Origin of the sequence: Halomonas sp. 3F2F (assembly GCF_014897805.1) — a bacterium.
In the GTDB taxonomy this organism is placed as follows: domain Bacteria; phylum Pseudomonadota; class Gammaproteobacteria; order Pseudomonadales; family Halomonadaceae; genus Vreelandella.
Genome location: NZ_JABUZE010000033.1, coordinates 68,096 through 90,400, shown reverse-complemented (window position 1 = coordinate 90,400; position 22,305 = coordinate 68,096). Strand labels below are relative to the sequence as shown.

18 protein-coding genes are annotated in these 22,305 nt (G+C 53.0%); 10 read left to right on the top strand and 8 right to left on the bottom strand.

The genetic code is table 11. The features are described 5' to 3' along the window. Positions 1-13 precede the first annotated feature (13 nt). Together hydA and INT21_RS04400 are read right to left on the bottom strand one after the other, a co-directional pair. On the bottom strand, positions 14-1,453 hold the full coding sequence (gene hydA, locus INT21_RS04405; RefSeq protein WP_089041008.1) for a dihydropyrimidinase: 1,440 nt from the start codon (positions 1,451-1,453) through the stop codon (positions 14-16). A 31-nt stretch (positions 1,454-1,484) separates the two neighbouring features. Further along, positions 1,485-2,351 carry a nitrilase-related carbon-nitrogen hydrolase gene (locus tag INT21_RS04400; protein ID WP_089040646.1) on the bottom strand — a complete coding sequence of 289 codons (867 nt, stop codon included), beginning with the start codon at positions 2,349-2,351 and terminating at the stop codon, positions 1,485-1,487. 658 nt (positions 2,352-3,009) lie between these two features. Here INT21_RS04400 and INT21_RS04395 point away from each other — a divergent pair. Next, positions 3,010-4,527 carry an NCS1 family nucleobase:cation symporter-1 gene (locus tag INT21_RS04395; RefSeq protein WP_193060054.1) on the top strand — a complete coding sequence of 506 codons (1,518 nt, stop codon included), beginning with the start codon at positions 3,010-3,012 and terminating at the stop codon, positions 4,525-4,527. Between the two features lie 86 nt (positions 4,528-4,613). Here INT21_RS04395 and INT21_RS04390 read toward each other — a convergent pair whose 3' ends face one another. Next, positions 4,614-5,519, bottom strand: coding sequence for a LysR family transcriptional regulator (locus tag INT21_RS04390; protein ID WP_193060055.1), 906 nt, complete (start codon positions 5,517-5,519; stop codon positions 4,614-4,616). Positions 5,520-5,704: 185 nt separating this feature from the next. Here INT21_RS04390 and INT21_RS04385 point away from each other — a divergent pair, with 185 nt between their 5' ends. After that, positions 5,705-8,818: a bifunctional diguanylate cyclase/phosphodiesterase gene (locus INT21_RS04385; RefSeq protein WP_193060056.1), complete on the top strand. Its 3,114-nt coding sequence runs from the start codon at positions 5,705-5,707 to the stop codon at positions 8,816-8,818. Here the strand turns inward: INT21_RS04385 and INT21_RS04380 are convergent. From INT21_RS04380 to INT21_RS04360, 5 genes are read right to left on the bottom strand one after another with little or no spacing between them, the layout of a single operon-like run. Then, positions 8,798-9,817, bottom strand: coding sequence for a CobW family GTP-binding protein (locus INT21_RS04380; protein ID WP_193060057.1), 1,020 nt, complete (start codon positions 9,815-9,817; stop codon positions 8,798-8,800). The two genes, INT21_RS04385 and INT21_RS04380, sit on opposite strands and share 21 nt — an antisense overlap. 3 nt (positions 9,818-9,820) lie before the next feature. Continuing rightward, on the bottom strand, positions 9,821-10,828 hold the full coding sequence (gene moaA / locus INT21_RS04375; protein ID WP_226912309.1) for a GTP 3',8-cyclase MoaA: 1,008 nt from the start codon (positions 10,826-10,828) through the stop codon (positions 9,821-9,823). Then, on the bottom strand, positions 10,825-12,078 hold the full coding sequence (gene moeA / locus INT21_RS04370; RefSeq protein ID WP_193060058.1) for a molybdopterin molybdotransferase MoeA: 1,254 nt from the start codon (positions 12,076-12,078) through the stop codon (positions 10,825-10,827). Before moeA ends, moaA begins: the two co-directional genes overlap by 4 nt. Further along, positions 12,075-12,710: a molybdenum cofactor guanylyltransferase MobA gene (gene mobA, locus INT21_RS04365; RefSeq protein WP_193060059.1), complete on the bottom strand. Its 636-nt coding sequence runs from the start codon at positions 12,708-12,710 to the stop codon at positions 12,075-12,077. The genes moeA and mobA overlap by 4 nt, the downstream gene beginning before the upstream one ends. Beyond that, the gene (locus INT21_RS04360) at positions 12,707-13,564 is read right to left on the bottom strand and encodes a formate dehydrogenase accessory sulfurtransferase FdhD (protein WP_193060060.1); all 858 of its coding nucleotides are present in this window, start codon (positions 13,562-13,564) and stop codon (positions 12,707-12,709) included. Before INT21_RS04360 ends, mobA begins: the two co-directional genes overlap by 4 nt. Before the next feature lie 146 nt (positions 13,565-13,710). On the opposite strand from INT21_RS04360, the gene INT21_RS04355 reads away from it, so the two are divergent. The 8 genes from INT21_RS04355 to INT21_RS04320 all read left to right on the top strand — a co-directional run bounded on the left by INT21_RS04355 (position 13,711) and on the right by INT21_RS04320 (position 22,305). After that, positions 13,711-14,151 carry a DUF3305 domain-containing protein gene (locus INT21_RS04355; protein ID WP_095603694.1) on the top strand — a complete coding sequence of 147 codons (441 nt, stop codon included), beginning with the start codon at positions 13,711-13,713 and terminating at the stop codon, positions 14,149-14,151. After that, complete coding sequence (locus INT21_RS04350; RefSeq protein WP_193060061.1) at positions 14,148-14,771, top strand: DUF3306 domain-containing protein; 624 nt, start codon at positions 14,148-14,150, stop codon at positions 14,769-14,771. Before INT21_RS04355 ends, INT21_RS04350 begins: the two co-directional genes overlap by 4 nt. 186 nt (positions 14,772-14,957) lie before the next feature. After that, positions 14,958-16,676, top strand: a complete 1,719-nt coding sequence (locus INT21_RS04345) for a 4Fe-4S binding protein (RefSeq protein ID WP_193060062.1) — start codon at positions 14,958-14,960, stop codon at positions 16,674-16,676. A 4-nt stretch (positions 16,677-16,680) separates the two neighbouring features. After that, positions 16,681-17,334, top strand: coding sequence for a TorD/DmsD family molecular chaperone (locus tag INT21_RS04340; protein WP_193060063.1), 654 nt, complete (start codon positions 16,681-16,683; stop codon positions 17,332-17,334). Positions 17,335-17,413: 79 nt separating this feature from the next. Then, entirely contained in the window at positions 17,414-17,617 is a 204-nt protein-coding gene (locus INT21_RS04335; protein ID WP_089040658.1) for a twin-arginine translocation signal domain-containing protein, read from the top strand. Between the two features lie 24 nt (positions 17,618-17,641). Next, entirely contained in the window at positions 17,642-20,494 is a 2,853-nt protein-coding gene (locus INT21_RS04330) for a molybdopterin-dependent oxidoreductase (protein ID WP_193067504.1), read from the top strand. 72 nt (positions 20,495-20,566) lie between these two features. After that, positions 20,567-21,181 carry a formate dehydrogenase FDH3 subunit beta gene (gene fdh3B / locus INT21_RS04325; RefSeq protein ID WP_009722867.1) on the top strand — a complete coding sequence of 205 codons (615 nt, stop codon included), beginning with the start codon at positions 20,567-20,569 and terminating at the stop codon, positions 21,179-21,181. 11 nt (positions 21,182-21,192) lie between these two features. Next, positions 21,193-22,305, top strand: a complete 1,113-nt coding sequence (locus tag INT21_RS04320; protein WP_193067505.1) for a formate dehydrogenase subunit gamma — start codon at positions 21,193-21,195, stop codon at positions 22,303-22,305.

The following is a 22,305-nucleotide window of genomic DNA, read 5'->3' as shown; positions in this document are numbered from 1 at the left end:
CTTGAGGAGCTGTTCAGCGCGTTACGGCTACCGGTGCATTTAATTCGGCACGTTTAGCCAGTAGCTCAAACACACCTGGGTAGGCGGGGCGTTTTAAGTAGCGCCCAGCACCACGCTCGGCGTGCAGTTCACCGTCTCGCCATACCCACTTTCCTTGGCTAATCGTGTGGCGAGCAATACCGCGCACCGTTTTGCCCTCGAAAATGTTGAAGTCGACATTTTGATGATGAGTTTTGGCGGAGATCGTACGTGTGCCATTAGGATCCCACACCACAATATCGGCATCGGCGCCCACTTGGATGGCCCCTTTACGAGGGTACAGGTTGAAAATTTTGGCGGTATTGGTAGACGTCACTGCGACAAACTCCTGGGGCGAGAGCTTGCCGCTGTTAACGCCTGCGTCCCATATCACTGCAAGGCGATCTTCTACCCCTGCTGTGCCGTTAGGGATCTTGGTAAAGTCATCTTTGCCTGCGGCTTTTTGCTCTTCGCAGAAGCAGCAGTGGTCAGTGGCAGTGGTTTGCAAATTGCCAGACTGCAGGCCATGCCAAAGCGCTTCCTGATGCCCTTTGGGGCGGAACGGTGGGCTCATTACGTGGGCCGCGGCGGTTGCCCAGTCGGGATGCTGGTAAACGCTGTCATCAATGAGTAAGTGTCCTGCCAGACACTCGCCGAATACTGGGTGGCCTTGCTGGCGGGCATAGGCAATTTCATCGACGGCGTCTTTGGTGGATACATGTACCAGATAAACCGGCGCGCCTAGCGTGCTGGCAATTCGAATCGCTCGGCTGGCGGCTTCACCTTCTACTTGTGGTGGGCGCGAAAGTGGGTGAGCTTCCGGCCCGGTAATGCCCTGGGCCAGTAGTTTCTGCTGCATGTGGTAAACCAGTTCGCCGTTTTCGGCGTGTACCGTAGGTACCGCGCCCAATTCCAGGCAGCGTGAAAAGCTTTCCACCAATATGTCATCAGTGGCCATAATCGCGCCCTTGTAGGCCATAAAGTGCTTGAAACTATTCACTCCATGTTCGCGCACCAGGGTACCCATTTCCTCTTTGACGCTCTCATCCCACCAGGTGATTGCCACGTGGAAAGCGAAATCGGTAGCCGCTTTTTCCGCCCACCCTTGCCACGTCTCAAAGGCTTCTAAGAGTGATTGGCCTGGGCTTGGAATGACAAAGTCGATAATCGTCGTGGTGCCACCCGCCATAGCAGCGGCGGTGCCGGTGTAGAAATCTTCGCTAGCCACTGCGCCCATAAATGGCATTTGCATATGGGTATGAGGGTCAATGCCACCGGGCATTACTAACTGATTGCTGGCATCAATGATGTCGCAGTTGTCGGGGAGGTCCAGGTCGGTGCCGATGGCGTGGATTTTTCCGTCGACGCACAGAACGTCGGCGCGGTAAGTATCGGCATGGGTGACGACGGTGCCGCCTTTGATCAATAAACTCATCATGCAGTCCTCGTATGATTCATCAACAGGGCTACTCACCATCAGTGAGGCGGGTGTATGCATCGGGGCGACGATCACGGAAGAACTGCCAGTTATTGCGCACCTCGCGCACCATGTCTAAATCAATTTCATGCACTAGTAGCTCGTCTTCCGTTTCGCTGGCCTGGGCTTCGATTTTGCCGCGGGGGTTGACGATGTAGCTGGAGCCGTAGAAGTTGCCAATATTCCAGGGTGCTTCTGTGCCCACGCGGTTGATAGCGGCAATGAAGCAACCGTTAGCCGCAGCGGAAGCCGGCTGCTCAAGCTCCCATAGGTACTGGGAAAGCCCTGCCACGGTAGCGGAGGGGTTGAAGATCACCTCAGCACCGTTGAGTGCCAACGCACGCCAGCCCTCGGGGAAATGGCGGTCATAGCAGATATAAACACCAATTTTGCCGTAGGCAGTGTCGAAGACCGGCCAGTTTGATTTGCCTGGCTTGAAGAAGAATTTCTCCCAAAAACCGGCCACTTGAGGAATATGAGTTTTATGATATTTGCCGAGGTAGCTGCCGTCGGCATCAAACACGGCGGCGGTGTTGTAGTAAACGCCGGTCTCTGTCTCTTCATACACGGGCACGATAATTACCATGCGGTGTTCGGCAGCCAGTTTTTGCATCATCTGACACGTGGGACCTTCTGGAACCCGCTCTGCGGCGGCATACCATTTGCCATCTTGGCTTGGGCAGAAGTACGGCTGGTTAAAGACTTCTTGAAAACACAGTACTTGCACACCCTGTTCGGCGGCCTGCTGAATCATCGGTAGGTGCGCTTCGTTCATCGCATCGCGGATCGCCGCAGGGTCTAAATCAGTGCTGGTTTTGAGACCCATTTGAATTAAGCCAATTTTCATTTTCTGCATAGAACAGCCCTCTCAAGTCATACGCGCCAACCGCATGCGTACGCATGTCGGTACGTTACTGGTCAAGTAACAAGTTTGTGGTTACGTGGCGTGCAGCGGCGTCTTACTGTGCCTTTTTCGCTTAGCCTTGCTTGTGAAACGTGCTTTGAAAATAGCGTAATACAAGCGAGGGTAAGCGAGCGTCTTATTGTTGTTTATAAAGTTGTCATGTTTGACAGCTTTTTGAACATAGTCCTTTATGAGGTGTTGTTTCAAGTGTTTTTTAATAATTTTACTTGATTGATTTAACTCTTTGATTTTTTAATGTTTTTATTATTTTTAGTGATGTTTTTGCTAAGTTTGTGAAGTGTTGTTCGATATTGGTGATGTTTTGTTTTTTATTTAAAAACATATGCTTGTGTTATTTTATTTTGGGTGTTGATGTTTTTTTCGCATCTTTTTGGTGCGGATTTTTTTTAAATAGCTACGCTTATTAATGGCTTTTAATAGCTGGAAGGCGAATAACAACAATCACGCTAAAGGTATGTGTATGCCTGCCTGATAAGTCAGCTTTTTGATCAATAGGTTAGTGTTTGTGCTTTTGTTTTAGGCACGCTTATTGCTCTTAAAAGACAGACACCGTGAATATAATGGGCAACAGCACTGCTGAGGAGACTATATGACTGGCTCAACATCCCGAATGGTGGACAGAGAGGGGTTAATTGAACTCGACGTAGGCAAAGACGTAGGTGATAGCCCTCGTTTCAATAAAGATATTGCACCCACTCAGGCGAGTGAGCGCACTTGGAGCAAATGGAACATTGCGGCACTTTGGGTGGGGATGTCGATTTGTGTGCCGACCTACACGTTGGGTGGTGTGTTAACCGCCTACTTTGGCCTGAGTGTGGGGGAGGCGCTTTTTGCCATTTTTCTAGCCAACGTGATTGTCCTGATTCCGCTCACTCTAAATGCCTTTCCTGGCACTAAATTTGGTATTCCCTTTCCAGTTGTGCTGCGATCATCGTTCGGTATTTTAGGTTCTAATGTGCCTTGTTTGGTGCGGGCTCTCGTAGGCTGCGGCTGGTTTGGCATTCAAACGATGTTTGGTGGTTTGGCTATTCACCTTCTGTTATCCGAACTGGTCCCCGCTTGGGCTGCGCTGGGTGGGGTAGGTGAAGTGATTGGCTTTTTTGTCTTCGGCGCAATGAATCTTCTTGTGGTCATTCGTGGGGCTGAGTCGATCAAGTGGCTGGAAACCCTAGCGGCGCCATTGCTGCTTGCTGTGGGGGTTGGATTAATGATGTGGGCATGGCCGCACATGTCGATGACTGAGTTATTAGCGCAACCGCCTTCGCGCCCAGAAGGAGCGTCGGTATATGGCTACTTCTTTGCAGGGTTAACCGCGATGGTGGGGTTTTGGGCGACGTTGTCGCTGAACATTCCTGATTTCAGCCGGTTTGCCAAAAGCCAAAAAGATCAAATTGTTGGCCAAGTGATTGGGCTACCGCTGACAATGTTCTTCTTTGCAGCGTTGGGCGTTGTATTAACGGCGGCGTCTGAGTCGCTAGTGGGCCAGACGGTTGCTGACCCAGTACGTTTGATTGGCTATATCGAAAGCCCTTTCTGGGTAGTGCTTGCCATGTTGCTAATCATTATTGCCACGATTTCCACCAATACCGCTTCGAATATTGTTTCTCCCACGAATGACTTCCAGAATATTGCCCCAAAACTGATTAACCAAACCCGCGGTGTGCTTATGACCGGAGCGGTGGGTGTTTTATTGATGGGCTACGATCTTTTGCAGAAAGCGGGTCTCATTGCTCAAGGGGTGTCTCTTGAACAGATGTATTCAAACTGGCTGCTGGGATACTCCAGCTTGCTTGGCCCCATCGCAGGCATCATGGCAGTGGACTATTTCCTAATTAAAAAGCAGCGTTTAGATGTGCCTAGCTTATATATGGATAACCGTGCTTATCCTGCGGTTAATGTGGCGGGTTTTATCGCGTTCGGCGTGCCGGTGGCTCTGACACTAATCTCGCTGTTAACCGGCACCATGAACTGGTTCTATGACTATGGCTGGTTTACCGGCTCTGCGCTTGGCGCGATTGTTTATTACGCCGCAAGCCACGTTTTAACATCATCTTCTCAGGTAGGGCCCGCACCACACATGGCCAGCGAGACGGCAAAGCTGCCATAAACTCGTTATAAGTAAACGTCGTTAATAATCAAAGCTCGGCTAAGTGCCGAGCTTTGATTATTTTGTGCTTGGCATAACCAGGTGAGCTATTTTGCGCCTTTCACAAATCCTAAAAATGCATCGACCACCCGGTTGGGTCGGCGATCATGGCGAGTGATTAGAACAAACGGAATCTGATAATGCTGAGTACCCGGCTGAAGGGCGCGCATCTTATTGGCATTAACCCATTGGGCGGCAACATGTTCTGGAAGAAAACCGATAAACCGTCCAGTGAGAATCAAAAACGCAGCGCCCTCCCGATCAGAGGCAGACGCTTGTAAATTTAACGCATCATGTGCTTTACGCGCATCGCTAGGGAGTGGGTAGCGAGGCGTTATCGCTGGATAAGCGGCAATTTGTTCAGCTGTGAATGCTTCATCAGTTTCATCAAACAAGGGGTGGCCAGCTGCGCAGTAAAGAAACGAAGGCTCTTCGTACAACAGTTGTGTTTCCAAGCTGGAGGGTAAGTTAACCGCAGGCACTACGCCGACATGCAAGTGGCCATCCATTACGCTTCGAATAACGGCATCTGAAGGCTCCATGTGGATATTAACCGTGACTTCATGGTTTGGCGCTGTCAGCTCGGCGAGCGCATGGGTAACATGCATGGCAGGCAAGGTGACCAAGTTGTCGGTGATACCGATATTCAGTTCGCCCTTGATGGTATGATGTAATGCGTTTACATCGCTTTTAAAGGCTTCGAGCGCGGTCAGTAGCGTCAAACCTGCTTGGTAAATTTCTGTGCCTTCTTCGGTTAAACTAAAGCCACCTCGGCCACGCTGGCATAGCGAAAAGCCTAGCCTGCCTTCTAAATCATTCATGTGCTGGCTAATGGCTGAGCGACTGATGCCTAAAGCGATTTCCGCAGCGGTGAAACCACCGCATTCCACGACCGTTTTAAAAATACGCACCAAGCGTACTTCGTAGTCACTCATTTGGCCTAACGATGCCATGGCAGCCTCTTATTAAGTAAAATAACGACTTTTATGAGCTTTTTTGCTGAAAATAGATATACATCAAAAACAAGCCGCGCCACTATTTAGAACCGCTTACGAGGAGCCGCTGTGGTCTATCTTTCACCGTTCTTTTTATACTGTATCAGGTGTGCTCTGGGATATTTGAATAAGGCCTACATATAATGCTGCTACCTCGCAGTGATCGGGTAACTAACAAAAGCCAGGTAATGCCTGGCTTTCGGCGCCAAAAGCAGCGCGTTATTACGCTCTATGTTCTGTCGTTATGTATGATGATTGCGCTGTTTGGCTGGTTGCTCAAAGGCCAATATCACCAAGAAGTCAATGCGGCTGAATCCCGTGTGATTGCCCGTGCGAATGTGGTGTCAGAATGGGTAACAGGCATGTTTGGGCAGAGCAGCCAAGGTTTGTTTAGTCTGGCCGAGCTGCTAAAAGTTCACCAAGAAAATTCTTTGGGGTTGGATGGTTTAGAGGCGGAAAGTGCAACTGCCGTCCAGCGAGCGCTAGACAATCTTACCGAGTACGTGCCACTGATCGATAGTGTTAGTGTCTTGGACCCTCAGGGGCGCCTACGTTTAAGCAGTAACGCTAATCGAGATGTTGGGGAGGGGATTGGCGACAGCGCCTTTTTCCGCACCTTTCAACAAGGTGGCCAAGACGAAATGATGACGCCGCTTATTTGGTCGACAAGCAAGCAGCGTTTCTTTCTCTATCATGGCAGGCGTCTAGTGAATGACCAGGGCGACTTCGCTGGTGTGATTATGTCTCGTATCATGCCGCATATCCTCAATAGTGCGCTGCAGCAAATGCGACTGTACGACGGTGAGAGTATGGCGCTGATAGATGAGAGTCTAAAAGTGGTTGCTCGGCACCCGGCTCCCCATAAAGGAATGCTCATTGGTAGCCAACTTGATGCACCTGAGACACAGCAGTGGTTAAACAGCGGTAGTGTTACTCGGACATTAGCCGCAATCTCGCCCCTTGACGGAAGTAAACGCTTATTTCACATGCAACGCATTAGGGGCTATCCGGTATTTGTTACAGTGGGCGTTGACCTTCATACGCTGATGTCAGGATGGCGCCAGCGTTTGCTGGTGTTATTGCTGGTCGTTGGTTTAATTACGCTGTTGGGGGCTTGGGGTGTTCGCCACTACTTAAACCGCCTTGCGTTAGCTTACCAACTACATGAACGAATAAAAGAGCGAGAGCTAGCAAGAGCCGAAGCGCAAGCGCGTGGCGCGCGTATGGATGCCTTAGTCCACTCGATTCAGGATTTGATTTTTGTATTTGATGTGGAAGGGCGCTTTAACTATATCCATGCGGCTTCCCCTGAGCAGTTGCTTGTTAAAAGCCAAGATGCGCTGGGAAAACACTTTTCACATGTCTTGCCTGTTTCCTTAGCTCGTGCATTTGCCGCCGTTTTTGAGCGAGTCCAGCAGTTGCATAAAGTAGAAAGATTTGAGTATCCGCTGACCATTGATGCACAGCCACACCATTTTCATGCCACCGTGAGCCCGCTAATCAGTAGTGCTGGACAGTTTGAGGGAGTGTTATCGGTGAACCGTGATATTACCGAAGCGAAGCGCGCAGAAGTTGAGCTGCAGATTGCAGCGGCTGCTTTTCAAGCACATCTGGGCATCATAGTGGCGGATGCACGGGGAGATATTTTAAAAGTTAATGAGACGTTTAAGCGTATAACCGGCTATAGCGATGCTGAGGTGATCGGTAAGAACCCGCGTATGTTTAGCTCTGGCCACCATAACGCAGCGTTTTATCGTCGTTTGTGGAAGCGGGTGATGACCACAGGAAGTTGGGAGGGAGAAATCTGGAATCAGCGCAAAAATGGTGAGCTATTCCCTGAGTGGCTGACGATCAGTGCTGTTTACGATTCAGACGGTGTACTGACTAACTACGTTGCCACCATGAGTGATATTAGTGAGCGCAAAGCCGCTGAGCAAGAGATCCACCAGCTTGCGTTTTATGATCCATTAACGGGCTTCGCAAATCGACGCTTGTTTATGGACAGAATGGAGACAGCTCTTAAAGAGCTAAACCGCCATCAGCGCTGTGGAGCGTTGTTGGTAATCGATATTGACCGTTTCAACCATATTAACGATACCCTGGGGCACCTCGCTGGCGATCAGTTGCTTCAGCGGGTTGCCCAGCGGTTTGGCCAAATGTTGCGCGATACCGATACGTTGGCTCGCCTGGGTAGTGATGAATTTGCGGTGCTTATTGAAGACATCGATGGAAGCCCACGCCAGACACGCCGTTTAGCAGAACATATTGCCCAGAAACTTCTGGTGGCGCTTGATGAGCCGATTAGCTTTTCTGAAGAACAAGTCATGGTCACCGCATGCGTTGGGATTACGGTTGTCTCCGATAGCCAGCGAAGTGCCGAAGACTATCTTCAGCAGGTCGATATGGCCTTGTTACAGGCGAAAGCGAGTGGGCGTCGTGCCATACGCTTTTTTGATCCTTCGATGCAGGCTACGCTACTGGCGCGGGTTAAGCTTGAAGCCGACTTGCGGCAGGCATTGGAGAGTCACCAATGGCGCCTCTATTACCAGCCTCAGGTTAATTGCTTTGGCCACTGTACGGGAGTTGAGGCACTGCTGCGCTGGCAGCATCCAGAGCGTGGCATGGTTCCACCTGGCGAGTTTATTCCACTCTTAGAGAGTACTGGGCTGATTAATGAGGTTGGTGAGTGGGTCATTGAAGATGCATGCCGTCAGCTAGCTTGCTGGGCAGCAACGCCACACCTGCGTGAACTGACGATTTCGGTGAATATCAGCCCACTGCAGTTTCGCGATAGTGAGTTCTTATCTCGCTTACAGCAGGTTTTTGTGCGTACAAAGGCACCGCTTGAGCGCCTCAAGCTTGAAGTTACCGAGTCGTTGTTTGTGGAAGCGCGCGACGATGCTCGTGACAAAATGCTGAGCCTGAAAGCTCAAGGTGTGCGTTTTTCTCTGGATGATTTTGGAACCGGTTATTCATCGCTGGCGTATCTTGCGCAGTTGCCACTTGATCAGCTTAAGATCGATCAGTCGTTTGTCCATCAAGTGTTAGAAAGCAGTGCTAATGCGGCCATTGTGGAGAGTACGATTGCCCTGGCAAAAAGCTTAAATCTTGATGTCATTGCCGAAGGCGTCGAATCAGAGAGCCAGAAAGCGTGGCTGCTGGCTCATGGCTGCCAAGCTTTTCAAGGTTATTTATTTGGACGCCCTATGCCGGTAGACGCTATTGAGAAAACGTTTTTAGCTCAACAGCGCTCCTGATGATTGCAGTGCTGTCAGTAAATTGGTGTGGGTATCAGCGTCATTGTCGGGGGTAATCACCTCAAGCCGCGAATCCTGCCGCCAGGCGCTATTGCCGAGACTAAGTGTTCCATCGGCTCGATTGAGCTGCTTCCAGCCCTGCTCGGTATGAAAGACGCCTTTTACTCGCGCAGATGAGGGGAACTCACCTAAGTGGGCGGCCAAACGATCAAGGTCAAAGCGTTCACTGGGGTGCCAACGAAGGCCTGTGCTGGTGTATCCAAGGGAGCTAGCCGTCTTGTGCTGAGGTTGGCCCAGCGGAGGAGCAGTATCAAAAAAAGCGCCTTCTAGCGTGGGGGTTGTTATCATTTGACGGTGCGTATCAGGGACAGCAGTATCTTGTTGGGCACGGGTCTGGGCGCTGTTCAACAGCAGCGATAGCGGCATCGTGCCATGCTCACTGCGATGAACCCACTTGCGTGGTGGCCAGAGTTCCGTCACAAACTGCTGCGCATGTTCGTGTTGTTCGGTACTGGCCTGCTCACCCATTGTGATAGCGATGGCATCGGCCATGGCCAACTGATCTTGAAAGGTCTCGTGTTCACGGACCCGGGATTCATCTAACCGGCGCGGATCGAGGGTGGCAATAATATCGTGAACGGCCACAACATCTTGAAAGGCTTCGCCGCGCAGCAGATCGAGTAAGCCGGCTGGATGGCCAAGCCCCGAAGGCTCAATTATGACGCGGTCTGGTTTGTTGCGGGCGAGCAAATTGACCAGTACAGCCTGCAGCACAAAAGCTAATTGGCAACACAGGCAGCCGCCGGGGAGCCCCTTGACGACGACATCGTCACGCTGCTCAAACATCGCTTGATCAATGCCAATCTGGCCAAACTCATTGACTAAAATGGCCCACTTCTCATCCACAGGCTTTTGCTCGATTAGGCTGTGGATAAGCGTGGTTTTGCCGCTGCCGAGAAAGCCTGTAATGATATGCACGGGCACGCGAGTGGCTGACAACGTTTAACCCCCTGTCATATTCATAAAGCGCACCACCTGGACATCGCCATCGGTAGTAAAGTGATGGCGCTCGGGCTTGAGCGGCAAGGCATTAATAATGGCGGTTTTCAACGCCTGCATATTGCCAGGATGTCGGCGCAGTACGGCACGCAAATCGACAGAGTGTTCATTGCCGAGGCAGAGCAGTAGACGGCCTTCAACGGTTACCCGAACGCGGTTGCAGCTATCGCAAAAGTTGTGACTATGGGGTGAAATAAAGCCAACCCTGCTGCTGCTATCGGCCATTTTAAAATAGCGCGAAGGCCCAGGTGTGGTTTCCGTTGACGGCATGAGTGGGTAGCGTGTCTCGATCAGCGCTTGAACGTCGTCACTAGAGTAAAAGGTCTCGGCCCGCGAGTGGTCAGACACATCGCCCAGCGGCATCTCTTCGATAAAGCTGATATCCAGCCCTTCTTGGCGAGCGAACGTGACGAGGTCCAGCACTTCATCATCATTGCGCCCCTTGAGAATCACAGCGTTAAGCTTGATGCGTGAAAAGCCTGCTTCTTTAGCGGCGTGAATGCCGTCAATCACTTTCGCTAACTCACCTGTACGGGTGAGCTGTTTGAAGCGCTCGGGGTCAAGAGAGTCGAGGCTGATATTGAGCCTGCGCAGCCCCCCTTGATAGAGCCGTTTGGCGTGTTTACGCAGACTGGCCCCGTTCGTGGTCATGGTAAAGTCGTTGAGCCCTGGCAGCGCGCCAATGTCGTCCACGAGCTGCTCAATGCCTTTACGCACTAGCGGTTCGCCTCCGGTTAGGCGGATTTTCTCAACGCCTAATTCGGTAAACGCCTGGGACACCATGGCAAGTTCTTCCAGCGTAAGCACCTGGGCTCTTGGCAGGAAGGTCATCTCTTCGCTCATGCAGTAAACGCAGCGAAAGTCGCAGCGATCCGTCACGGAAATGCGTACATAGCTAACACGGCGGCCGAAATCATCAATGAGTTTTTCGGCAATTGGTTGTTTGGTCATTGCCACCTCGTCAGTGGTTGGATGCAGACTGCATCGCCTGGCTGGGCGCCTGCTTGATCATCACCCAGTTCAATCAGGCAGTTAGCAGCTACCATCGAGGTTAAAATCCCAGACCCCTGCGCTCCGGTACTACGTACCTGCAGCACACCGTGAGCATCGCTTGAATAAATGCCACGTATAAAATCGGTGCGCTTTAGGCGACTTTTTAGCGGAGTTTGGGTAATGGCTGTTAAACGCCTCGGTGGAACGAAGGGTTGTTTTTGTAAACGTTCCAATAATGGCACCACGAATTGACTAAAGGTTACCATGACCGCAACGGGGTTGCCGGGTAAGCCGACAAATGGTTTGCGCGATTCACCCAGCCAGCCGCAGGCCATGGGGCGTCCGGGTCGCAGCGCCACGCGCCAAAAAGCTAATTGGCCTAATGTTTCCAACGCTTCCCTGGTGTAATCGGCGTGGCCGACAGAAACGCCCCCACTGGTAATGACTAAATCACACTGCTTGGCTGCGCTAGCCAGGGCGTTTTGAATGGTGGTGGGGTCATCAGGCAAAATGCCTAGATCCATCACTTCAGCACCCTGTTCGTTGAGCAAGCCCATCAATGTAAAACGATTGGTGTCGTAAACGCCTGCGCTGGGCAGCGCTTCGCCAGGGGGAGTGACCTCATTTCCAGTAGAGAAAATAGCCACCTTTGGGCGCCTGAAAATGCAAACCTCACCATAGCCCAGTGAGGCTATTAACCCCAAACAGGCGGCATCTAGCCGTGTGCCAGCTACCAGTGCTACCTCGCCTAGGGCAATATCTTCCCCCGCTTGACGCACATGCTGACCATGGCTAACCCGGTCGGGGGCATCGATGGTGACACTGCCATCATGCTCGCTAAGCTGCTCGCGCATGATAATGGTGTCGGTGCCTGACGGTAAGGGAGCGCCGGTGGTAATGCGTACGCACTGGCCGAGAGGTACGCTGCCTTCAAACGTCTGTCCGGCAAAGGCATCGCCTGCAATCGGCCATTGGGTTTGCTGAGGTTGCTCATCTGGCCACGCCAGGGCGATACCATCCATGGCTGCATTGGTATTCTGTGGCACGTTAATTGGCGCGGTGATGTCGGTGGCTAAGCGCCTGCCATAAGCTTGGCTAAGCGCTACCGACTCTACCGCAACGGGCTGTTCAGCCAAGGACAGCAGTGCCTCTCGCGCTGCGTCAACGCTGAGCATTTGCTCACCGAGTTCGAAGCACGACAGGCTCATGGTATTTCCTTCGAGGCCGGATCTTTAAAGACAGTGCTTAGTGTTAGCTCCAGCCGAGCTTTTTCTTCTTCAGTATTGAGGTTGGCAAACGTTTCCGGGCAATCCGACATATCGACCTTGCACCATGAGTGGCGAGCGTACCAGCGGTCGATTTTACGTTCGCCCTCAGCCAGCGCATTCGCTAAGTCATCGGCAAGCGAGGTGCGCAGCAGTGCGACGACTGGGTGCAGGCGCTCGCCGTCAAACGCAACGGCGATATCGTGTTCACCACTCGCTGAGGTGATGCCCGCCACCATACGCGCCACTAAGTCATTGGGTAGGGCAGGTGAGTCGCAAGGGGCAACCAGTAGCCAGGGTGTTTTAGCAGCGCGTAGGCCACTATAAATGCCCATCAAGGGGCCTTTAAAGCCGCCTTCCTCGTCCTCAATAACCCGGGTTGCAAACAGTGCATAGGCATCAGTGTTGCGATTGGCGTTGATCAATAGTTCAGAGACATGGCCATCAAAGCGTTGAGCCACATGGGCCACGAGCGGTAGCCCCGCGAAGGGTTCAAGGCCTTTGTCACGCCCACCCATACGGCGGCCTTCGCCGCCCGCGAGAATCATGCCAGTGAGGGTTTGTGGGGTGATCATATACCGGCCTCCTTAGAGGTGCGTGCGCTGGGTGGTTTGGCTGGAATGGCATCTAACGTTAGGCGGTTAGCGGTATTAATCGCCTGGAAGTGTTTGCCTTTAGCCCGAGCAATCAGCATCACGCCGAAGCGTTCCGCCAGCTCCACACCTTTTTGGGTCACCCCTGAACGTGAAACCAGCACGCTGATCCCCATTTGCGCCACTTTCAACACCATTTCGGAAGTTAAGCGGCCAGTGGTATAGAAAATATCAGCACTGCTGCTTTCGGCCTGGTTGAGCCACTGGTGGCCTGCCAGGGTATCCACCGCATTGTGACGTCCGACATCTTCAACGAAGTCGAGCACGCGGCTTTGCTGGCACAGCGCGCAACCGTGTACTGCTCCCGCGCTGCGATAAGTCTCGTTGTAGGTATTCAAATTGGTTAGCAACTGATAAAGCGTTGATTGCGCCAGCGTTGTCTCAGGTAACACAGAGAGCGATGTTTGTTCCAGTAATTTGCCGAACACGGTCCCCTGACCGCAACCCGTGGTGACGGTACGGGTACTCAGCCGGTTGTCTAAATCGTCAGGTAAATAATCGGTGACGACGGCGGCGGACTCTACCTCCCAATCCACCTGTACCGCCGATAAATCTTCCGCGCGGCGCAGTAATCCCTGGTTGCGTAGGTAGCCCACCACCAAGGCTTCTGGGTCATCGCCCAGCGTCATTAGCGTGACAATTTCACGCTTATTGAGATAAACCGTTAGCGCGCGCTCTGCGGCGATGGCTTGTTGGCGAGAGTCGCCGTAAGCATCTAGCACATCGATTGTCGTCGTGGCCGGTAAGCGGGCTCGGCTTAACTGAAGGGCGGGCATCCGCAATCCTCGTTGGAACCTAGTGAAGAATCATGTAACGCATACATGTAAATTATAATAGTTGAGTAAAACACTCTGAGTTGACGATGATGGCGCTCAAAAGGCTTACTTGTCTACCCATTCAAGGTCTAAGGTGGTCTATCCGTATGAGTGATAATCTGCGCTCTTTGAGCATTACCTTGGTGGCAGAGCCCAAGCAGGTGAGGGGCTTTACCTTAACGCAATGGCGTATCGCTGAGCTCACGCCAGGTGAGCAAGGTGACTATGTGCTTCGCCTTCAACTGTCGATGACCGAGCGTGCGGCCTACCGCTTTAACCTTACGTCAGCAACCCCGCGTCTTTTTGTTCGCGCTGGTTTTACCGGGCAAGCGCCCAAGCCTGATGCTATTACCGCAAGCCAAGATGTCGCGGCGGGCTGGCTTGATGGTGAACAACAGGTACTCGAAGCATCGATGCCGATGGCGATTCAGGTATGGCTGGAAAGCTATTTAGCGCGTCATGGTGAAGCACCACCAGAAAAGCGCAAAAAGAAGCATAAGGGAGCCGGTCGGGCTAAAGAAACCCCGACCAAGGAGCAGCCCCAGTGAGCAGACTTGAACGCTGGTCACGTAAAAAGCGTGGCGTTGAAAGCGGCGAAGCAGACGCAGCATTAGACAACCCTCCCAACGGCAGTGCAGAGCCGACGTCAGAGCTAGGGCTAGAGGCCGATACGCTAAGTGCTACTTCCAGCGATACTGAATCGTTGGGTGCAGAGGCTAGCGTCGATGACGCGCGCCCCCTTCCTGGTAGCTTGGATCACACCTTACCCGACCCTGATCACTTACCGGCAGGCAGTGATTTCAGCGCGTTCATGGCGCCGGGTGTTAGCGCTGCACTGCGCCGCCGTGCCCTAAAAAGGCTATGGGCCACCGGTAACTACAACGTGCGCGATGGTTTGGATGACTACGATGCTGATTATCGTCAGCAGCTTAAGCCTATGGCCACTGAACTGGCAGGCAAGCTTCGCCGCTGGGCAAACAAAGCGGAAGAGGCAGTCGATAGGCCCGCAGAAGCAGACGATGAGAACATCGCGGATGGCAGCATTCCTACCCCACTTGAAGACGTTAATGCCTGTACAAGTGATAGTGGTTTTGTACAAAAACAGCCGCTAGACGACCAGTCTGATTTGTCTGGTGATGAAGTAGACGAATGTATAAATAGGCAGTGATTGTTTTATAAACAATGGGTTGCTGTCGTTATGACGATGAAGCGTTGAGACGCCAATGCGCTTTAAAGTGGCAAAAAACGCCTAGGCACCTACGCTCAAGTTAGAGAAAGCATTAAGATATGCCATTAAAGTAAAAAAACATGACTTTTAATTATAAAAAAAATGACTTTCTGACCGTGAGAATGCATGAACCAACGAATCCAACTGGCATCGGTAGATGACCAGATTAACGTCACCGCCCGCGAAGCGGTACGCCAGCGTATCTCGTGGCCGGTTAACTTAACGCCTGCTAACGTGACTTATCACAGCCGTGGCCATGCGCTGTTGTTGGGTAATTCACACGAGGTTAGCCAAGCTGCCCGAGTGTTACAGGGTCGTGGCTTGGCATCGTTGACGCTGCTGACAACTGATGCTGCAGTTGATTTAGCGGCTGCCAGCGAGCCTCTCACCTGCCAAACGCTAACCGATACCCAGCAATCCCAACTGCGAATCACGGGGTATCTTGGTGCCTTTCGCGTTGAAATAGCGCCCGCGGATAGCGACACGCTCAATCTGGCTCAAGCGCTTATTGAGCGCGACGTGTTTGATGTGGTGCTCGACTTAACGGCAGCAGGCATGTCGAAGGCTACTCATGTATGGGAAATCCCACCACCGGGCTATGTGTGCCTGAATTGGTTAGCCCAAGAAGCTCAGCGCGGTGAGGTTCTGGAAAGCGTTATTGAACTCGTCGGTGAATTCGATAAACCGCGTTATTTCCAGGTTAATAGTGATCTCTGTGCACATTCCTCGAGTGGCAACGTTGGCTGTACGCGCTGTTTGGATGTTTGCCCCGCAGATGCTATTTCCAGCATTCAGGGACGCATTGAATCGCGTATTGAGATTGACCCGTTCCTGTGCCAAGGGGTGGGCAGTTGTACCAGCGCTTGCCCAACCGGTGCGATTGAATTTCGCCTGCCGGAAACCCGTCGTCAGCAAGACACCTTAGCGACGTGGCTGGCCGCCTACCGGGAGGCGGGTGGTCAAGCGCCTGTGATGCGCTTTGTCACCCATGACTTTCTGGATGCTGAACGCAAAGCAGGTGTTGTTACGCCAGGCCATCTGCTTGATGTCCCGCTTGAAGAGCTGGGTGCTGCTGGCCACGATCAGTGGCTTACCGCGTTGGCGAACGGCGCTGCTGAAGTGCGTATTCAGTTGCACGATGAGATGCCGCCTCGTTTAACCACGTTCATCATCCATCAAGTCGCCCAAGCCCACGGCCTGCTAGAAGCGCTGGGGCATGACACTACGCGGATTAAGCTGCTGCAGCCGGAACCGACTGATGAGCGCGATGCACTTCCCACGCTTACGCCCTTAACCGACGCTGCGCTGACCTTTACCGACCCCCATAAGCGCGCCCGCTTTAATCAAGTGCTAGCAACACTGGCGGCACTTGGAGCGCCTAGCAATGACCGGCATAGCATGCCTGAAGGGGCCGCTTATGGTGGCATTCAAGTAGATCGTGAAGCCTGCACGCTTTGTCATGCCTGCGTTAGTAATTGTCCGACGCCTGCATTGAAAGCAGGGGGCGATACACCCGCGCTAAGTTTCTTGGAGTCCGACTGTGTGCAGTGCGGGCTATGTGAACAGGCGTGCCCTGAAAGCGCGATTACGCTGCTGCCTGGTTTTTTGGCTGCACCGGAACGCGACACACGGCAAATTTGCCACGAAGAGGCGGCCTTTGAGTGCATTGGCTGCGGCAAGCCGTTTGCCACTGCCAGTACGGTAGCAACGATCAAAGCGAAGCTGGCTAACCACCCCTATTTCGCGGGCGATGCACTAGCGCGGCTAGAAATGTGCGAGGACTGCCGGGTCAAAGATGTGTGGAAAACTATGATCCGTGACCCTGATGCGCAACTAAAGGTGTAAAGCAATGAGTGATGCAATGCCCACACTTAGCGAGACCGACGCACTGCGGGCCGATATTTATCAGCTTTTAGCCAGCCTGCTACGGCAAGCACCTGACAGTGAGTTATTAACGTGGCTAGCCAGCCTAGACATTGAACAAGACGGCAGCCGACTGGCTGAGTGTTGGGCAGCGCTCTCAAGTGCTACTGGCCAAAGTAGTGTAGATAGCCTTCAGCGTGCCCACTTTCGCCTTCTTGTTGGCGTCATTCAGGGCGAGGTAGTGCCTTACGCGTCTTGGTACCGTAACGGGGAATTAATGGAGGCAGCATTAGTTGCATTACGCCAGGATCTTCGGGCGCTGGGGTTTGAGCGTAGCGAGCATACCCGCGAGCCAGAAGATCATTTGGCTGCTATATGTGAGGTGATGGCGATGCTAATTACGTCCCAAAGCAGCGAGCAGAGCTACTTTTTCCAGCAACACATTGCTCCCTGGTCAACGCACTGCTTTGACGACCTCACTAGAGTAGACACTGTTTTTTACGCATCGCTTGGCCAGTTAGGCGGCGCGTTCATGGAAAGCGAGCAGGCAACGTTGAGCGAAAGAGCGGCCTATCAAGCGGTGCGGATTGTGGAGCCAACGACAACCGCAACTGACGCGGCGCGCGACGTCACACCGTGAGTGGCAGTGCGCAGCGGTAAGCGAATAATAGGGCCAGCAGGCCATGCAGAAGAATAAGGGCATGATAGAGGAGAAACCCATGCACTCGTCACACAACCCTGAGCGCCGCCGGTTTATGAAAACCGTTGGGCTAGGTACCGCCGCTGCCGGTGCGGCCGCTGCTGTAGGTCACGTCACGCTAGCTCAAGCCGATAGCACCACGTCGATTGAGCCTAAAAAACAAACAACGAACTACCACGAAACTGACCATATTCGTGCGTACTATGCGTCGCTGCGTGATTGACGGCGAAATGCCAGGAGAACTGCCATGCGTCTAACTCGCAAAACTAATACTCCCAACGCTTCAGGGCTTGGAATCTCCCGTCGTCAATTTTTAAAGCGTAGTGGCGTCGCCACCGGTGGCGTCGCAGCTGCGGGCTTTATGGGCGCGCCGATGATGCAGCGCGCCGAGTCGGCGAATAAAACTCCCGTATTAGACTCACCCGTTGAGACCAAGCGCACCATTTGCTCCCACTGTTCGGTGGGCTGTGGTGTCTATGCAGAAGTTCAAGAAGGCATTTGGACAAAACAAGAGCCCGCTTTTGACCACCCGATTAACCGCGGTGCGCATTGTGCCAAAGGGGCTTCGCTACGCCAGCACGGTCACTCCACCCGTCGTCTAAAATACCCCATGAAGCTAGTGGCGGGTGAATGGCAGCGACTGAGTTGGGACGACGCGGTTAATGAAATTGGCGACAAGCTGCTTGAACTGCGTGATGCCCATGGCCCCGACAGTGTTTACTGGCTTGGCTCGGCCAAGTTTAATAACGAGCAGGCGTATTTGATGCGCAAGTTGGCCTCCATGTGGGGCACCAACAACACAGATCACCAAGCGCGAATTTGTCACTCCACTACCGTGGCAGGTGTTGCTAACACCTGGGGTTACGGGGCGATGACCAACTCGCTCAATGATATGCAGAACAGCAAGGCGATTCTGTTCATCGGCTCCAACCCGAGTGAAGCCCACCCGGTCGCGATGCAGCATATTCTCATTGCTAAAGAGCGTAATAACTGCGACATCATCGTCGCGGATCCGCGCTTTACGCGTACCGCAGCAAAAGCCAATAAATACGTACGCCTGCGCCCTGGCTCGGACGTTGCTTATATTTGGGGCTTGTTGTGGCACATTTTTGAGAATGGCTGGGAAGACAGCGAATATATCAGCCAGCGTGTTTACGGTATGGATGAGGTGCGCGCAGAGGTGGCTCAGTTCACCCCGAGTGTCGTGGAAGACATTACTGGCGTACCGGAAGCGGATATGTTCGATGTGGCTAAACGGCTTGCTGACAATCGTCCGGGCTGCGTGGTCTGGTGTATGGGCGGTACCCAACACACCACCGGTAACAACAATACTCGCGCGTACTGTATTCTAGAGCTGGCGCTGGGCAATATTGGTAAGTCCGGTGGTGGAGCCAACATTTTGCGGGGCCACGATAACGTACAGGGTGCTACCGATCTCGGCCTTGGCTGTGACTCGCTTCCCGGTTATTACGGGTTATCTGAAGGCGCATGGCAGCACTGGTCCCAGGTGTGGGATGTCGACTATGAGTGGCTAAAAGGCCGCTTTGACGATACCGAGTATGCTGATGGAAAACCGATGTACTCCAGCGGTATTACCGTATCTCGCTGGGTAGATGGTGTACTGGAAGAGGATGAAAATATCTCCCAGCGCACCGCGCTAAAAGCAATGTTCTACTGGGGACACGCGGTCAACTCGCAAACCCGCGGCGTGGAAATGCAAAAAGCCATGCAGAAGCTTGAGATGATGGTCATTGTTGACCCTTATCCCACGGTTGCCTCGGTGATGCATGACCGCTCTGATGGTGTTTATCTGCTGCCTGCAGCGACTCAGTTTGAAACCACCGGCAGCGTGACGGCAACCAACCGCTCTATTCAGTGGCGCGACAAAGTCATTGAGCCGCTATTTGAATCAAAGCCTGATCACGAAATTATGTACCTATTTGCCAACAAGCTTGGCTTTGGTAATGAGTTCGTGAAGAACTTTGAGATGAACGGCAACGAGCCGCTGATTGATGACGTGTTGCGTGAAATCAACCGTGGCATGTGGACTGTTGGCTACACCGGCCAAAGCCCCGAGCGCCTCAAAGAGCACCAGAAAAACTGGCATACCTTCAGCTTTCAGAACTTGCGTGCCCAAGGTGGCCCTGCCGACGGTGATTACTACGGGCTGCCGTGGCCGTGCTGGGGCACACCAGAGTTTAATCACCCTGGCTCACCCAACCTCTATGACACCAGCGTACCGGTAATGGAAGGCGGTATGGGTTTCCGTGCCCGTTTTGGTATTGAGCGCGACGGCGTTAATTTGCTGGCGGAGGGCTCTGCGCCAGTAGGTGGCGAGATTGATGATGGCTACCCCGAGTTTACCGACCAACTGCTTAAAGACCTCGGTTGGTGGGATGACCTGACTGACGTTGAGAAAACGGCCGCAGAAGGTAAAAACTGGAAAACCGACCTCTCAGGCGGTATCCAGCGGGTGGCGATTGATCGTGGTTGCGCGCCTTATGGCAACGCGAAAGCGCGCGCCGTGGTATGGACTTTCCCAGATGCAGTGCCGAAACACCGCGAGCCGCTATACACCACCCGCCGCGATCTGGTCGAACGCTATCCCACCTGGGACGACTTTGACTCAATTATGCGTCTGCCCACGATGTACAAAACCATCCAGGATCGCGATAACAGCGCTGATTATCCGATTATTCTCACGTCGGGTCGCTTGGTTGAATACGAGGGAGGCGGTGAAGAAACACGCTCTATGTCGTGGCTGGCCGAGCTACAGCAAGAGATGTTTGTCGAGATGAACCCCGCGGATGCTAATGACATTGGCGTACGTGATGGCGACGACGTATGGGTTGAGGGTGCAGAAGGCGGCAGAGTGAAGGTGAAAGCCTTGGTCACGCCTCGGGTTGATCGCAAGGTTGCCTTTATGCCGTTCCACTTTGGCGGCATGTTCCAAGGCGAGAGCTTGCGGGATCGTTATCCGGACGGGTCTGCCCCGTACGTCATTGGTGAAGCGGCTAACACCGCCACCACCTATGGCTATGATCCGGTGACACTGATGCAGGAAACCAAGTGCACCATCTGCCGAATTGAGCGGGCTTAAGCCAATAACGTCTCGACCGACCTGATAGAGCCCAGCGTGGGTCAATGCCCGCGCTGGTGAGAGGAGAACACCATGGCTCAAATGAAATTTATGTGTGACGCCGAGCGCTGCATCGAGTGCAACGGCTGTGTCACCGCCTGTAAAAATGCCAATGATGTGGAGTGGGGTATCCAGCGTCGCCGGGTGGTCACACTCAACGACGGCGAAGCGGATGAGATGTCGATTTCAGTGGCTTGTATGCACTGTGACGATGCGCCATGCATGGCGGTATGTCCGACGGACTGCTTCTATAAAACCGACGATGGCATCGTGCTGCACGATAAAGACCTGTGCATTGGTTGTGGCTACTGCCTGTATGCGTGCCCCTTTGGTGCACCACAGTTCCCACAACAAAATGCATTTGGCGAACGCGGAAAAATGGACAAGTGCACATTCTGTGCAGGCGGCCCAGCAGAGAGCAAAGAGGAGGAGTACGAGAAGTACGGCTCCAATCGCATCGCGGAAGGCAAGCTGCCGCTATGTGCGGAAATGTGCTCTACCAAAGCCCTCCTAGCGGGTGATGCGCAAGATGTTGCCGATATCTTCCGTCAGCGTGTCGTTCATCGTGGCCATAAAGATGGTGCTTGGTCGAATAACCCTCAGGCCAGTACTGACAACCTTGCCTACGATGCTGCCCGTAAAGGGTAAGGAGGCGTGTCATGACAACGATGACCACGACCACAATAACACCAGAGGCGCCTGCGCTAGCACTCTGGGGAAGGGCGTTTTTCCAGCGCTGTTGGCGTATCGGCATACTATTACTGCTGCTGGCTGCCAGCCTTGGCATGTCCCAACTAGCGGTTGCCCAGGCTGACACAGACCGCGAGATGGTGACCGCTGCTCCAGGTATCAGTGCAGATCAGTGGCGTCAGGTGCGCAGTGGCGAAACAGGGCCTAACTATCGCGATTCGCGCTTTGACAGTAACTACAGTCTGATCAATTCGAGTGGCGAAACCTGGCGGCAGATCCGTAACCGTTGGGTATCGCCGTTTGGTTTGATTGCGATTGGCGGGATGATCGTGGTGATTGCGCTGTTCTACTTTATGGTTGGGCGCAAACATCTTGATGAGCCGCGCACAGGGCGCAAGCTTTTGCGCTGGTCGTTGTTAATGCGTTCGCTACACTGGACCGTCGCCACCCTGTTTATCACCTTGGCGTTAACAGGGTTGAATCTGCTGTTTGGTAAGTTCGTGTTCCGCACGCTGTTTGGCGACGCCGTTTGGGCATGGATGATCTCAGCTTCCAAAGTGCTGCATAACTATCTTGGCCCGATGTTCGGTGTGCTACTCGTTGTACTGTTAATTAGCTTGCTGAAAGACAATATTCCTAAGAAGCATGACTGGGTATGGTTTAAAAAGGCAGGTGGATTAACAGGCAAGCACCATCCTGACGCGGGTTTTGCCAACGGTGGCGAAAAAGCGTGGTACTGGCTATTAGCCACTGCTGGCTTGGTGGTGATCGCGAGTGGTTTTGTGCTCGACTTCCCCAACTATGGTCAAGGCCGCGATACCATGCAGTGGGCCAACATCATCCATGCGGTGGGTGCGCTTGGGTTGACGGCTGTCGCGCTAGGCCATATCTATATTGGGACTGTCGGTACGGAAGGCTCGTTGGAAGGTATGACCACTGGCTATGTCGATGAAACCTGGGCCAAAGAGCACCACAACTTGTGGTACGAGGAGGTCAAAGATACAGCCATGAGCGAAGAGGAAATCGCGGCACAAAAAACGGACAGCAGTAGTGGCGATGTTTCCGCTACCAAACCTAGCTAG